A 13,951-nucleotide genomic window follows, 5' to 3' on the forward strand; every position below is an offset into this window, starting at 1 on the left:
CACTGCTTGTGCAGGGAGGACACTCATGCTCAAACGGGCAATCGCCATCCGCCATCTTGCTTTCGAGGACCTGGGGGTTCTGGAGAGCCTGCTGCTGGGCAGTGGCTACAAGGTCTCCTATCGCGAGGCGGGGGTGGATGATCTGGAAGCCATTGAGGAGGCGCAGCCGGATCTGCTGGTGATCCTGGGGGCGCCCATTTCAGCCAATGATATTGAGACCTATCCGTTCGTCGAACAGGAGCTGGCTCTGATCCAGCGCCTGTCCGAGCGTGGTACTGCGGTGCTCGGTATATGCCTCGGGGCACAGCTGATCGCCCGCGCCCTTGGCGCTGGTGTGGAAGCCATGCCGCGGAAGGAAATCGGATTCTCGCCGATTGAACTGACGGAAGAAGGCGGGGCGTCAGTGCTGGCGCCACTGCACGGGATGCCGGTGCTTCACTGGCATGGTGAAGCCTGCGGGCCGGTGACTGGCGCCCCCTCGCTTGCCCGGACACAGATCTGTGACAACCAGGCTTTCCAGCCCGCGTCTCGCATCCTGGGGCTGCAGTTCCATCTGGAGGTGCCACTGAAGCGCTTTGAGCGCTGGCTGATTGGCCACTGTTCGGAACTGGGATCCGCAGGGGTGTCGGTGCCGCAGCTCAGGCGGGATGCGGTGGAATACCTGCCGCAGCTCGAGACTGTTGCCACGGATGTGTTCCGGCGGTGGCTGGATGGCCTCTGAGGGCTATGTTTGGCGCTGTTGCAGCCAGCGGTCCAGCTGGTTGGCGAAGGCCTGCTTCTCGCGTTGCCCGAGCGGGGGCGGCCCCCCACTCTGGATGCCGCTGGCGCGCATGGTGTCCATGAAGTCGCGCATGTTCAGCCGGCTCCGGATGCTGTCACTGGTATAGCGTTCGCCCCTGGGGTTAAGGGCTTCCGCGCCTTTCTCCATGGCTTCCGCTGCCAGGGGGATGTCGGCGGTGATCACCAGGTCACCGGTTGCGACCTGGCGAACGATCTCGTTGTCCGCTTCGTCATACCCGGAGCGCACCTGCATGTGCTCGATGCTGGGCAGCGATGGGGCCGCGACCGGCCGATTGGCGACCAGAACGACCCTGACACCGGTACGCCGTGTGGCTTTGTAAAGGATGTCCCGGATCGGGCCGGGGCAGGCATCGGCATCCACCCAGATCGTCATACCGCCATCTCCTTCGCTTGTCTGACCGCTGCTGGCGCCCCGGAAGCCAGCAGGACACAGCCACCGGAGCAGGCTGCCATGATCAGCACGATGGGCACCAGTGAGCCACCGGCAATGGCCGCCGAACCCGCGCTGATCAACCCGGCAACAGTGAACTGGGAAGCCCCCAGTAGTGCTGAAGCGGTGCCCCCAAGCTTTGGGAAGAACTCCAGCGCATTCGCCATATTATTGGGAACCAGGGCGCCCATGCAGCCGGTGGCGACGATGATGCAGGCAGCAACCGCCCAATAGGGTGCGTCCGCTAGGGCGCAGGCTACCAGGGCTGCCACAGCCGCAGCCTGGATGAAGACGTAGATCCGCAACAGAATCGCGGATTCAAAATGCAGCAGAAGACGGCGGTTGAGCAGGCTGAATACGGCCATGGCGCCGATGTTGGCCGCGAACAGTGCCGAGAACAGGGTGCTTGAGAGCCCGAACCATTCCTGATAAATGAAAGAGGCGTTGGTGATGAACACCAGCATCGTACTGAAGGCCAAGGCCTGCAATGCGATGAAGCGCATGGTGGCCGGGTGCTTCAGCACCAGTAGGTAATTGGTGACCAGCGTATGCACTGGGGTCCTGTCCCGTTGTCGGGGTGTGAGCCGACGGAAGAGGGCAAAGTGCAGCAGTACCGCGAGCAGGAAGGCGTAGCAGGAAAGCATGATGAATATTGTCGGCCAGCCACTGAGCGCTAGCAGCAGGGTTCCGATGGAGGGGGCTGCCGCGGGGGCGACGAACATGATCAGCCCGATGAGCCCGAACAGCCGTGCGGAATCCGTGCCGTCGGCGTGATCTCGTACCAGGGCCGGCACAGAGACCGCGCACAGGGCGCCACCGATGCCCTGGCTGGCGCGCCATGCCAGCATTTCGGCCAGGGAACCGGTCTGGGAAACCATCAGGGCGGAGCCGGCGAAGATGGCCAGGCCGCTGAACAGGATTTTCTGTCGGCCGTACCGGTCTGAAAGTGGGCCGCCGATCAGCTGGGCAAGCCCCAGGGTTGCCACATACGCACTCAGTGTCAGGCCCACATCTGCATTGGCCGTGCCAAGGTCTTCCGCGATCCTGGGAAAGGCGGGTAGGTAGGCATCGAGCGCCAGTGGGCCCAGGGCCACTGTCATTCCCAGAAGAATGGCCAGCTGCAGGTGCGGCATGCAGAGCGTCTCCGGCTGCAAAAACCGCTATTCTAGCACTGTTGCCGGCGCGACGTTTAGGGACCTAACTAAGTAGAGGTACGCAGTTCACCCGAGCGCCGCCGGGTTCAGCTGCCAGACACTTAAGTTGAGCGCCACGGCAAGGCTGACCCAGAGCAGGTAGGGCAGCAGCAGAAGTGCCGCGCCACGGTGGACCCGCCAGAAGCCGATCAGCGTTGCCAGGATCAGTCCCCACAGCAGGAGGATGTTGACAAAAGACCAGGCCCCCTGGTGCCAGACGAAAAAAAGCCAGCTCCAGAGAACGTTGGGCAGCAGCTGGAAGATGAAGAGCCCCAGGGCGAGGGGGGCGCCGCCGAAACGCCAGCGCCGCCAGACCAGCCAGGCCGCGAGAGCCATTAGGGCATAGAGGGTCGTCCAGACTGGACCGAACCAGGCCGCGGGAGGGGCCCAAGCAGGCTGTTCCAGGGACTGATAGAATGCGCCTGCATTGATCGAGGCAACCGCCCCAAGGATCGCGACAATCAGGAGCAGGAGGCACCAGCCGGCAAGGCCGATGATCTGGCGGGTCGGGGAAAGGTTCGACATGGTTCTTCGCAGTCGGTTGTCACTGTGGCTTCCCTGAGTTGATACGCAGCCTGGGTGGCATCAGCTCAGCCGTATTACAGCAGACGCAGTCAGGAGTGTTCTGGATGTTTCATCATCAGATTGAGCCCCGTTTCAGCGATACCGATGGCCTGGGCCATATCGGCAATACCGCCTACCCGACATGGTTCGAGCATGCCCGGATGCCCATTTTCCGTATTTTCCACCCGTCACTGGAGTTGGCGTCGTGGCCGCTGATCGTGGCTCGGGTGGCGATTGACTACCGGGCCCAGTGCCACTGGGGCCTGCCGGTGGATATCCAGACCGGGATCGGTCGCATTGGTAACTCGTCGTTCCAGGCCATCCAGACGGCGCAGCAGAATGGTGTTGAAGTAGCCCGCAGTGAGGCTGTTCTCATCCACTTCGACTACGCCTCTGAGCAGTCGCTGCCAATACCGGACCACATCCGGCAGCAGCTTGAACCCCATATAGTGGAAGCCGGTAGCAACTGACTCTAGCGGATTGAGCGCTGGACGTTGTCCTCAGAGCCGGCTGGCACCAGGGTCAGTCGGCCGGGCTGGACATCGATACGCAGGTTCATCATGCCGAAGAGCCGTGCGCCGGTCTCGTCCTCATCGAGTCGATAGACCGGACGTTCATTGAGGAACTGAGCCGCAATATCCGACAGGGTTCCAGTAATGGACGAGAGGTCAAACGCACTGCCGGCGGCTTCCACATTGGTGGAGAGCACCTTGAGGTTGCGGATGTAGATGGCTTTTTCCTCTGCCTCATAGACAGGCGTGCCCTCAATGCTGAAGTTCAGGTCAATGGGGATTCGTGGTGCCTGCAGCACGGCACGCCCACCGAAATCGACCACCGCCACATCACGCTCTTCCGGGCCAATGGTGACGTCGGCCCTGGTCAGTTCCAGCGTGACGGGGAGGCCGCGGTCACCGAGGTCCCGGGAAAAGTCTGTGATCCGGTCACTGAGATGATTCTCGATGGTGGACTCGTCCACGCTGTAAGGGGAGAAGCTGGCGCAGCCGCCGGCGAATGCCGGCAGCAGCACCAGGAGCAGGGTCTTGGCAATCCGTTTCATCGGAGTCCTTCTGTTGTCGTCAGAGGTTCTGTTTCTTCATCCAGGGGATGATGCGTTCAAAGGCTTCCTCGATCCGCTCGCTCGTGGTGGAGAACGAGAACCGGATCGAGTTGGTGCAGTGTTCCCCGAAGGCATCGCCGGGAACGGCGCACACGCCGGTCTCCTTGAGCATGCGCAGGCAGAGGTCCGACGCGTCCACGTGATCCGGCAGATCCGGGAAGATGAAGAAACCGCCATTGGGCTTATAGCCGGTCAGATACGGTGTCTGGTTCACCAGATCGACGATCAAGTCCCGCCGCTCGCGGTAGATCTCGATCATGTCCCGGACGCTTTGCTGATCGCCTTCCAGGGCTGCCACGCCGGCAAACTGGGCCGGGGTGTTGGCCACCGAGGTGGTGAACATATGATAGCGTCTCAGTTTCTTGATCGCACCCTGGCTGGAGATGATCCAGCCCACGCGCAGCCCTGCCATGCTGTAGGTCTTGGAGAAACTTGAGATGCACATCAGGTGGTCCAGGTCGGTGCCGCAGCTGAGCACGCTGGAATATTCCTCGTCATCCAGAACCAGATGGTCGTAGACCTCGTCACTGAAGACTTGGATACCCCGGAAGGCGCACTCCTCCACGATCCGCTCGATGGTGGACTTGGGGTAGACTGCCCCGGTCGGGTTGTTCGGGGAGTTCAGCACCACGGCGAAGGTGCGCATGCTGATGTTTCTGATGATGTCGTCCGGGTCCAGCTGGTGGCCGTTTTCCGGGCGTGTCGGGATGAATTTCACCTCGCCGCCGTTCATCCGGATCAGCGGTGCGTAAAGCAGGAAGGAGGGGTCCACGACCAGAAACTGACGCCCGGGCGCGGCGGTTGCGGACAGCGCCAGGTACATGGCCTCGGTGGCACCACTGGTGACCAGGATGTTCTCCGTGGAGAGCTTGCGGCCATAGCGGTTGCCGTAATAGTCACGCAGCGCCACCAGCAGCTCGGGCAGTCCGGCGTCCATGGTGTAGCCGGTCTGCCCCGCCTGGATGGCATCCACCATGGCGTCGGTTACGTGCTTGGGCGTGGGCAGGTCTGGCTGGCCGATGGACAGATGGATGACGTCGTCCATTTCGGCGGCCATGTTGACCATACGCCGGATACCCGGAACGGGAATCGCCTGCATCGAGGGATGCCAGCGGGCCTTGGTTTTGCGATAGGTCAGCTTACGCTTGGGCGCGCTCGCGGGTACTGTCTTGCCTGCCGACGTAGCCATTAACCGCTCTCCCATACATCAATCAGTTCAAACAATCGGTCATGATCCACAATGGCCAAGATAGGGGCGGAAAGCAAGAACAGGTAAGGGTAATCCCGTAACGCCAGACTCTGGTGTGGCGCACCCTGAGCATGGCATTCGAAGGGTTCAGGCTCTACCCTGAGAGGACGCCAACCAGCAGGAGAGCATCATGGCCAGCACCGAGACACGTCCCGTGATCACCGTCCTTACAGCGCCGGACGAGGAGCGTCCGCCTGGGCTGGACCCGCTGTTCGAACGGGCCGAGGTCCGCTTTGCTTGGGATGCGGATACCCTGCGACAGACGCTGCCGGGCACCCGCATCATGATGGTGACCGATTTCCGCACCGATGCGCTGCGCGAGGCCTGGCCCTCGGCGGACAGCCTCGAATGGATCCACGCCACCAGTGCCGGCGTGGATGCGCTGATGTTCCCGGAGCTGGTCAACAGCGGGGTGGCCGTCACCAATGCCCAGGGCATCTTTGATCGCAGCATTGCCGAATACGTGCTCTGCACCATCCTGATGTTCGCGAAGGACTTCCCGCATTCCATCCGGCTGCAGATGGCCCATCAGTGGCAGCACCGGGATACCGAGAGGGCCCAGGGGGCACGGGTTCTGGTTGTAGGTGCCGGGTCGATAGGCCGCCAGATCGGGCGTCTGGTCTCGGCCGTGGGCCTGGAGGCGCACGGGGTGGCGCGCCGGGCGCGCAGTGACGATCCGGATTTCGAGGCCGTCCATGACAATGCCGCCATCCCTGAGCAGCTTGGTCTGGCTGATTACGTGGTGATTGCGGCGCCACTGACCCCGGCAACGGAAAAACTGTTTGATGCGAAAGCCTTCCAGGCCATGAAGCCGACAGCCCGGCTGATCAATATCGGTCGCGGTCCCATCGTGGATACCGATGCGCTGGTGGATGCGCTGCAGCGCGGTGAGATTGCCGGCGCGGGGCTGGATGTGTTCGAGGAGGAGCCGCTGCCTTCCGATCACCCACTCTGGGCCATGGAGAATGTGACCATGACCGCTCACATGGCGGGGGATTTCATCGGCTGGAAGAAGGCGCTTACGGAACAGTTCTTCGACAATCTGGATAACTGGCTGGCCGGGCGCGAGTTCTTCAATGTGGTTGATAAAGCGCGGGGATACGTGCCGAACAAGTAGTGGCGATCAAGGTTGTGGGGCCTACCCGTGTCGGGGAAGCCCCGTGGGGTCCGGAGAATTCAGGGGGAGTCACACGCCAGGGAAGCGGTTTCCAGGACGCCATCAAGCTTTTGCTTCTGTTCCCCATCGACCCAGGTCATGATAAAACCGACGGCATGCTCCCCGTTAAGGCAGGTGTAGTACCGCTGACGGATGGTCATTGATCCCATCTGCATCCTCACGGGTTGGGTGCTCATGGTGGTTCCGGCCAAGGTATCCGTCGTGCAGTCGCCGGACGAGCTCACCTGCATCGCGGACTGTTCCATCAGTTTCATGGTATTGGCCAGGTAGCTGCAGCCGGATTCGATGCCGGGATAGCTCTCGATGTTCTCGGCCACACCCTGAATATTGGCATTGAATGGCTTGGGCGTGCCGGGAGGAGCCTCGTAGAAGGCGAACAGAGGCAGGGTGTTGTCCAGCGCTCCATCAATCATTGCCCGCATGTTCTCATCATCACCGGACATTGCCTTCGCGCCCATCTGGAGCATGGCCATCATCTCTTCGAAATCCTGCGCATACCACTCTGTCGGTTTCTGTACCGAGAGTCCGAAGTAATCGTTGGTATGGAGGCCATTTTCCGAGACCTGGGTCAGTGCCTCGGGGTTATCATCGCCGCAGCCGGCGAGGCCGAGAACAGTCAGTAGTGAAAGGCCTGCAAGTCGGTTTGCTGACATCCCTGTTGTCTCCCTTTTTGATCCAATGAACGGTTTATCATCCTAGCAATTGGTGAGCAGCCCCGCCAGAGGCGCCCTACAGCGCTGCCAGTACCGAATCACCAACCTCCACGGTGCTTCTCTGCTCATGGCCATGAGTTGCCAAGTCGGCAGCTACGGCGTTGTACAGGGCTTCGCCGGCGCGCGCCAATTCCGGTCGCTGTTCACCCAGCCAGTCCAGCATGCGCGCGGTAGTGAACAGCATGGCGGTGGGATCCGCCTTGTTCTGGCCGGCGATGTCCGGGGCGCTGCCATGCGTGGGTTCGAACATGGAGGGCTGACTGCGGTCGTCCGGGTTGAGGTTGCATGAGGGCGCCACGCCGAGCCCACCGGAGATGACTGCTGCGAGGTCTGTGAGGATGTCGCCCTGGAGGTTGCTGGCAACCACCACATCGAAGGCCCAGGGGGCCTGAACGAACTTCATGCAGGCGGCGTCCACCAGTTCGTGGTGGGTGGCCACGTCCGGGTAATCCTTGGCGATCTCCGCGAATACCTCGGTGTACATGTCGCCCCAGTGGCGCAGGGCGTTGCGTTTGGTGATCAGGCAGACCTGGCTTTCCAGCCGCTCCCCGTCGGGATTATCAAAGGTGCAAGGTTTACCGGCTTCACGCCGCTCACCGGCGCGCTTGCGGGCCCGTTCAAAGCCGAAGCGGATAATCCGCTCAGTGGCGAAGCGGGTGAAGATCTCCGTCTGCGTGGCGATCTCACCGGGCCTGCCCTGGCGCAGGCGTCCGCCCTGTCCGACGTACTCGCCCTCGCTGTTCTCGCGGATGACCAGCATGTCCGTGTCCGCCGCGCGCGGGTCGGCCAGGTACTGGCGGGCGCCCTTGAGCTGATGAGCCGGGCGCTCGCAGACCCACTGGTCAAAGCCTTTGCGCATCTGCAGCAGGGGGCTGAGGGAAATGCTGTCGGAGAGTACGTAGCGGTGTGCGTTCCGGCTCGGCCCCGGGTCGCCCAGCGCACCCAGGAGAATGGCGTCATAGCCGGCCAGTGTCGTCATGGCATCCGCCGGCATCATGTCGCCGTTGCGGCGATGCCACTCCGTGGAGGGCCAATCGAAGACATCCCATTCGAGGGCGAGTTCGTACTGTTGCCTGAGATGCTCCAGGACTCGCAGGGACTGCTGAATCACATCGGGCCCGATACCGTCGCCAGGGGTGACGGCGATGCGTGTGGGCTTGTCTGAAGTGGCCATGGGCGGATCCTGATTTGACGTCGGGTGACATTTTTTACTGTAGGCGCTCTTGTATCTGTGGCAAGTTCTATACTGCAATCAGGGCAGGGATCCGTGTAAATACCGGTTTCGCCGTCTGAAGCGACTTTTTGGGAAGGGGTATGGAAGAAGAGGAACTGTTTGACCAGTCACACTGTGATCATTGTGCATGCGGTGCTGGCCTGGACTTTGATTTTTCCTTCGCATTCCAGCCAATAGTGGATGCGGACACTGGCGGGATTATGGCTCACGAGGCGCTTGTGCGGGGCCTCAATGGCGAAGGGGCCGGGGAAGTACTTGGCCGGGTGACGCGCAGTAACATGTACCGGTTTGACCAGGCATGCCGGGTCAAGGCGGTGAAGCTGGCATCCGAGCTGGGCATGACGTCCAGGCTGTGCATCAACTTCATGCCCAACGCGGTTTATCGGGCGGAGACCTGCATCCAGACGACACTTGCGGCTGCAAGAAGGTATGATTTCGACACCAGCCGGCTGGTTTTCGAGTTCACGGAAGTGGAAAACCTTGCGGACACGGACCATCTTATCAGTATCGTCGATGCCTATGAGGAGATGGGCTTCGCCATTGCCCTGGATGACTACGGGGCCGGTTATTCCCGGATGAACCTGCTGACGGACACCACGCCGGAGTACCTGAAGCTGGACATGTCGCTCATCCGGGATGTGGAGCAGTATCCACGCAAGCAGGCAGTGATTGAGGGAATCCTTCTGACCAATGACCGCCTGGGTATTGCAACCATCGCCGAGGGCATTGAGACTGAGGCGGAGTACCAGTGGTGCCGTGGCATGGGGATCCGCTATTTTCAGGGCTACCTGCTGGCCAGACCGGGGTTCGAGACGCTGCCGTCCCCCTATATTCCGAGTGACCATTAGTGTTCTATCGCGTGATTATCTTTGTTATCGGGCTGGCTCTGGTTGGACTGACCTTTGCGCTCATGTGGGCAGGCGCGGGGGTCTTCCTCGACCGGATGGGGGAGAAGGAGCGTGTATTCGAGCGTGCCCGGCTCATTGCCGTTTGGACCTTTGCCGGTTTTGGGATCGGGCTGCTGTTCATGGGCCTGGGCGGGCCGGTGCTGGGAACAGTGGCGTTCTACCGCAGTGCCCGGGCCACTGTGCCGCACATCAGTGAAGCCCGGGTCCTGCTCTGGGGCTTTTCAGTGGTCCTCCTGAGTACCCTGGTCGCCGGGGGGCTGCTCTTCGGTGGCCTGGCCCTGGTCGCCTGACCCCGTGGGCGCCTTGAGGGCGTGGAGGCGCTCGCGGAACCAGCTGAGGGCCGGTTCCCGTTCGTATTGACGGTGCCAGTAGAGATGCACGTCCACCTCCGGCATGCCCTCGGGGGGCTGCAGCAGGGCCACATCCAGGTACTGGCCGATGATGTCCGCATAGGCTTCGGGCATGGTCACCAGCAGATCCGTCTCCGCCGCCACCCGGCAGGCGGCGAAATAGTGCTGGCAGCGCAGCGCGATCCGGCGCCGGTGCCCTCGGGCACTGAGCGCGAAGTCTTCCAGCCCCTGACCCTCGGCGCGTGATGAGACCAGCACATGGCCGGCGGCCAGGTAACGCTCCAGGGTCATCCCCTGTCGGGCAATCGCCGAATCCCGCCGTGCCACAACCACCAGCCGGTCCTCATGCAGCCGCTCGTGGGCGGTCTGGTCGCTGACCGGCAGCAGCACATCCACCGCGAAATCCAGCTTGCCAGCCGCCAGCTGCTGCTCCATCTCCCGCCGGGGTACCCGCTGGCTCACCACCTCGATGCCCGGGTATTGCGTCATTTCCTGCATCAGTGGCGGCAGAAAGGTCGCCTCCAGCACATCCCGTAGTGCAATGTTGAACACCCGTGGCTGCTGCTCGGGGCTGAATGCGTGGAAGGCATTCAGGGCGGAATGGATCTCGCTGAGAGCCGGGTGCACGGAACTGGCCAGCCGCTGGGCCAGGGGCGTGGGCACCATGCGGTTGCCCTGGCGTCGGAAGAGGGCATCATCGAACTGTTCCCGGAGCCGTGCCAGGGAGTGGCTGACCGCTGGCTGGGTCAGGTGCAGGATCTCGCTGGCACGGGTGAGGCTGCCTTCGCGGTAGATGGTGATGAAGACGGTGAGGAGGTTCAGGTCGAGGCGGTTACCGGGAATCATGGGGTGCGTCTCTCCGCATTAATATTCTGCATGACATGCAATGAGGATAATTCAGTAGCCTTATCCGGTACAGGTTTCTACACTCTGACTATCAATCTGGAGAGGGAGTATCGGGGAGGGTTTTCCGGGAAGCTCGGTCGCCATGGAAGGCGACCGCGCAGCGTCCAGGGATGGATTCATAGCGTTTCCCGGAAAACCCTCCCCGATGCTCCCGCCCACGTCGGATGGTCTGCAAATACAGGAGGTCCCCCATGGACTTTGAGCTCTCAGAAAAAGGCCAGGATTTCTACAACCGGGTTTGTCAGTTCATGAAGGACGAGATCGAACCCATCGAGGCGGATTATTTCCGCGAACTGAACAGCCTGGACAACCCCTGGGTGGTGCTGCCAGTGATCGAGGAGCTCAAGGCGAAGGCGAAGGCCCAGGGGCTGTGGAATATGTTCCTCCCCAACAGCGATCATGGCGCCGGTCTGAGCAACGCCGACTATGCGGTTATTGCGGAGCAGACCGGACGCAGCTTTATCGCGCCGGAGATCTTCAACTGCAACGCCCCGGATACCGGCAACATGGAGGTGCTGCATTACTACGGTTCGAAAGAGCAGCAGGAGCGCTGGCTCAAGCCGCTGCTTGAGGGAGAGATCCGTTCGGCGTTCTGCATGACCGAGCCGGATGTGGCCTCCTCGGATGCAACCAACATGGAGGCGACCGCCACCATCGAGGGTGACGAGGTGGTTCTGAACGGCCGTAAGTGGTGGAGTACCGGCATCGGCCACCCTAATTGCGAGGTGCTGATTTTCATGGGGCTGACCGATCTGGAGGCCAACCGGCATCAGCGCCATTCCATGGTCGTGGTTCCGAAGGATACGCCCGGTGTGAAAGTGGAGCGGATGCTGAAGGTATTCGGGGATGAGGACCCGCCCGCCGGGCATGGCGAGGTGAGTTTCAACAATGTTCGGCTGCCGAAGAGCGCTATCATCAAGGCGCCAGGCGCGGGCTTCGAGATCGCCCAGGGCCGGCTCGGGCCGGGGCGCGTGCACCACTGCATGCGGGCCATCGGTGCGGCCGAAAGGGCTCTGGAGAAGATGATCCGCCGGGCCAACTCGCGCGAGGCGTTCGGCAAGCCGCTGTCCAAACTCGGCGGTAATCCGGACATCATCGCCCGGGCGCGCATGAACATTGAGCAGGCGCGACTGCTCACGCTCAAGACCGCCTGGCTGCTGGACACCAAGGGTATTGGCGGTGCGTTGAGCGAAGTGTCACAGATCAAGGCCGTGGTTCCGGAGATGCTGTGTACTATTGTGGACCAGGCCATCCAGATGCACGGTGGCGGTGGTGTGAGCGACGACCACGAGCTGGCGGGCATGTACGGCGCGGCCCGCTCGCTGCGGCTGGCGGATGGACCGGATGAGGTTCACCGGGCCATGGTGGCACGGCTGGAACTGGCCAAATACCGATAACGAAGGAAAACAACGCATGAGCCAACGGGTATTCATCACCGGCGGGGCCAGTGGCCTCGGCCGGGCACTGGCACTGAACTACGCCCGCCAGGGCGCGCGCGTGTGCATCGGCGACATCACGCCGGAGCAGGGCGTAGAGACCGAAAGCGCCATCAACGAGGCCGGTGGCGAGGGGCTGTTTGTCGAATGCGACGTACGGCGCCTGAGTGAGTTCGAGAAGGCCAAGGACGTACTGCTGGAGCGCTGGGGCGGCGTGGACGTGGTCGTCAACAACGCGGGCGTGGCCTCCGCTGGCTCTATCGAGGACACCACCATCTCGGACTGGGAGTGGATCCTGGACATCAACGTCATGGGCGTCGTCCGCGGCTGCAAGGTGTTCACGCCGCTCCTCAAGGAGCAGGGCAGTGGCACCATCGTGAACATTGCCTCCATGGCGGGGCTGATGCTGGCGCCGCTGATGTGCAGCTACAACGTCTCCAAGGCGGGCGTGATCGCGCTTTCCGAGACCATGAATCACGAGTTCATCGACACCGGCGTGAACGTCTGTGTGGTCTGCCCGGCCTTCTTCCAGACCAACCTGACCTCGAGCATGCGTTCGAGCATTCCGGGCATCCAGTCCAACGTGAACAAGCTGATGCAGCGCTCCAGCGTCACGGCTGACGACGTGGCGGAAGACATTGCCCGCGCCGTGCGCAAGGGCAGCTTCTGGGTACTGCCCCACAAGACGGAACGCCGACTGTGGTACATCAAGCGCGCCAGCCCGAAGGCCTTTGACTTCCTGCTCGGGATGGAAAGCAAGCGCTGGATGAAAAAGATGCAGAAGAACTGAGCGAGGCGACCATGACCCTGATTGATCAGCCGACGGAAACCCGCGAAGGCGAAGCGCTGGACCCGGCCGCGGTGGACCGCTTCATGAAGCAGCAGCTGCCGGAGCTGGAAGGCGAGCCGGTGATCCGCCAGTACCCGGGCGGCGCCTCGAACCTGACCTACCAGATCGACTACGGCGAGCGCTCCTTCGTGCTGCGGCGCCCGCCGTTCGGCCACAAGGCGAAATCCGCGCACGACATGCTGCGCGAAGCCCGGATCATGCGGGCGCTCAAGCCGGTCTATCCCTATGTGCCGGATATCATTGCCATCTGTGATGACCATGACGTGCTGGGTGATGAGTTCTACGTGATGGAGCGTCTCAAGGGCATCATCCTGCGGCAGGATTTCCCCGAGGGCTTCGAGCTCAGCGAGGCGGATACGCGCAAGCTGTGCGGCAACGTCGTGGACAAGCTCGTGGACCTGCATCGGGTGGACTACCAGGCGGCGGGTCTGGACCAGATCGGCAAGGGCGCGGGCTATGTGAAGCGCCAGATCGATGGCTGGAGTGACCGTTTCCGCAAGGCGCGTACTGAGGATGTGAGCGACTTCGAGCCGGTCATGGAATGGCTGCAGGAGAAGATGCCGGAGGATGTGGCCACCTGCGTCATCCACAATGATTTCCGCTTCGACAACGTGGTCCTGAACCCGGACAACCCCTTCGAGGTGATCGGCATTCTGGACTGGGAGATGGCCACCCTGGGGGATCCGCTGATGGACCTGGGCAACAGCCTGGCTTACTGGGTGCAGGCGGATGATGACCAGTTCTTCCATATGCTGCGGCGCCAGCCCACGCACCGGCCGGGCATGATGACCCGGGACGAGGTGGTGGCCTATTACATGGAACGCTCCGGCTTCCATGCGGACAACTTTGATTTCTACGAGGTCTACGGGCTTTTCCGCCTGGCGGGCATCGTGCAGCAGATCTATTACCGCTATTACCACGGCCAGACCCAGGATAAGCGCTTTGCGGGCTTCGGCCAGGCCGCGAACTATCTTGAGCAGCGCTGTAAGCGCCTGATCGACCAGAGCAGCCTTTAGGAGCGGA

At 62.0% G+C, this 13,951-nt stretch carries 16 protein-coding genes; 8 read left to right on the forward strand and 8 right to left on the reverse strand.

Annotation, left to right across the window (positions count from 1 at the left end):
- Nucleotides 1–25 precede the first annotated feature (25 nt).
- On the forward strand, nucleotides 26–721 hold the full coding sequence (locus H4I92_RS01695; protein ID WP_077528916.1) for a glutamine amidotransferase: 696 nt from the start codon (nucleotides 26–28) through the stop codon (nucleotides 719–721).
- Between the two features lie 3 nt (nucleotides 722–724).
- Here H4I92_RS01695 and H4I92_RS01700 read toward each other — a convergent pair whose 3' ends face one another.
- The 3 genes from H4I92_RS01700 to H4I92_RS01710 form a co-directional block, all read right to left on the reverse strand.
- Nucleotides 725–1,174, reverse strand: a complete 450-nt coding sequence (locus tag H4I92_RS01700; RefSeq protein ID WP_077528917.1) for a YaiI/YqxD family protein — start codon at nucleotides 1,172–1,174, stop codon at nucleotides 725–727.
- On the reverse strand, nucleotides 1,171–2,364 hold the full coding sequence (locus H4I92_RS01705) for a multidrug effflux MFS transporter (protein ID WP_077528918.1): 1,194 nt from the start codon (nucleotides 2,362–2,364) through the stop codon (nucleotides 1,171–1,173). Before H4I92_RS01705 ends, H4I92_RS01700 begins: the two co-directional genes overlap by 4 nt.
- An 87-nt stretch (nucleotides 2,365–2,451) precedes the next feature.
- Complete coding sequence (locus H4I92_RS01710) at nucleotides 2,452–2,949, reverse strand: TspO/MBR family protein (RefSeq protein ID WP_077528919.1); 498 nt, start codon at nucleotides 2,947–2,949, stop codon at nucleotides 2,452–2,454.
- Between the two features lie 104 nt (nucleotides 2,950–3,053).
- On the opposite strand from H4I92_RS01710, the gene H4I92_RS01715 reads away from it, so the two are divergent.
- A complete protein-coding gene (locus tag H4I92_RS01715) occupies nucleotides 3,054–3,458 on the forward strand; it encodes an acyl-CoA thioesterase (protein ID WP_077528920.1) in 405 nt (134 codons plus the stop codon).
- 2 nt (nucleotides 3,459–3,460) lie between these two features.
- Here H4I92_RS01715 and H4I92_RS01720 read toward each other — a convergent pair whose 3' ends face one another.
- Together H4I92_RS01720 and H4I92_RS01725 are read right to left on the reverse strand one after the other, a co-directional pair.
- Entirely contained in the window at nucleotides 3,461–4,045 is a 585-nt protein-coding gene (locus H4I92_RS01720; protein ID WP_077528921.1) for a YceB family lipoprotein, read from the reverse strand.
- Nucleotides 4,046–4,064: 19 nt separating this feature from the next.
- The gene (locus tag H4I92_RS01725; protein ID WP_077528922.1) at nucleotides 4,065–5,294 is read right to left on the reverse strand and encodes a pyridoxal phosphate-dependent aminotransferase; all 1,230 of its coding nucleotides are present in this window, start codon (nucleotides 5,292–5,294) and stop codon (nucleotides 4,065–4,067) included.
- Between the two features lie 190 nt (nucleotides 5,295–5,484).
- Here H4I92_RS01725 and H4I92_RS01730 point away from each other — a divergent pair, with 190 nt between their 5' ends.
- Complete coding sequence (locus H4I92_RS01730) at nucleotides 5,485–6,471, forward strand: D-2-hydroxyacid dehydrogenase (protein WP_077528923.1); 987 nt, start codon at nucleotides 5,485–5,487, stop codon at nucleotides 6,469–6,471.
- A 59-nt stretch (nucleotides 6,472–6,530) separates the two neighbouring features.
- On the opposite strand, the gene H4I92_RS01735 is transcribed toward H4I92_RS01730, so the two are convergent.
- Nucleotides 6,531–7,184, reverse strand: a complete 654-nt coding sequence (locus H4I92_RS01735; RefSeq protein WP_077528924.1) for a hypothetical protein — start codon at nucleotides 7,182–7,184, stop codon at nucleotides 6,531–6,533.
- 76 nt (nucleotides 7,185–7,260) lie between these two features.
- The gene (locus tag H4I92_RS01740) at nucleotides 7,261–8,418 is read right to left on the reverse strand and encodes an isocitrate/isopropylmalate dehydrogenase family protein (protein WP_077528925.1); all 1,158 of its coding nucleotides are present in this window, start codon (nucleotides 8,416–8,418) and stop codon (nucleotides 7,261–7,263) included.
- Nucleotides 8,419–8,558: 140 nt separating this feature from the next.
- Between H4I92_RS01740 and H4I92_RS01745 the strand changes: the two genes are divergently transcribed.
- Nucleotides 8,559–9,326, forward strand: a complete 768-nt coding sequence (locus H4I92_RS01745; RefSeq protein WP_179105589.1) for an EAL domain-containing protein — start codon at nucleotides 8,559–8,561, stop codon at nucleotides 9,324–9,326.
- An 11-nt stretch (nucleotides 9,327–9,337) separates the two neighbouring features.
- Nucleotides 9,338–9,676 (forward strand): hypothetical protein, encoded by a 339-nt coding sequence (locus H4I92_RS01750; protein WP_143512570.1) that lies wholly within the window; start codon nucleotides 9,338–9,340, stop codon nucleotides 9,674–9,676.
- Here the strand turns inward: H4I92_RS01750 and H4I92_RS01755 are convergent.
- Nucleotides 9,608–10,582, reverse strand: a complete 975-nt coding sequence (locus tag H4I92_RS01755) for a LysR family transcriptional regulator (protein ID WP_077528927.1) — start codon at nucleotides 10,580–10,582, stop codon at nucleotides 9,608–9,610. The genes H4I92_RS01750 and H4I92_RS01755 overlap by 69 nt on opposite strands.
- A 251-nt stretch (nucleotides 10,583–10,833) precedes the next feature.
- Here H4I92_RS01755 and H4I92_RS01760 point away from each other — a divergent pair, with 251 nt between their 5' ends.
- From H4I92_RS01760 to H4I92_RS01770, 3 genes are read left to right on the forward strand one after another with little or no spacing between them, the layout of a single operon-like run.
- The gene (locus H4I92_RS01760) at nucleotides 10,834–12,039 is read left to right on the forward strand and encodes an acyl-CoA dehydrogenase family protein (RefSeq protein ID WP_077528928.1); all 1,206 of its coding nucleotides are present in this window, start codon (nucleotides 10,834–10,836) and stop codon (nucleotides 12,037–12,039) included.
- 16 nt (nucleotides 12,040–12,055) lie between these two features.
- A complete protein-coding gene (locus H4I92_RS01765; RefSeq protein WP_077528929.1) occupies nucleotides 12,056–12,868 on the forward strand; it encodes an SDR family oxidoreductase in 813 nt (270 codons plus the stop codon).
- Nucleotides 12,869–12,879: 11 nt separating this feature from the next.
- A complete protein-coding gene (locus H4I92_RS01770; protein ID WP_077528930.1) occupies nucleotides 12,880–13,944 on the forward strand; it encodes a phosphotransferase family protein in 1,065 nt (354 codons plus the stop codon).
- Nucleotides 13,945–13,951 lie beyond the last annotated feature (7 nt).

It is taken from the genome of Vreelandella halophila, assembly GCF_019903425.1.
Lineage (GTDB): Bacteria > Pseudomonadota > Gammaproteobacteria > Pseudomonadales > Oleiphilaceae > Halospina > Halospina halophila.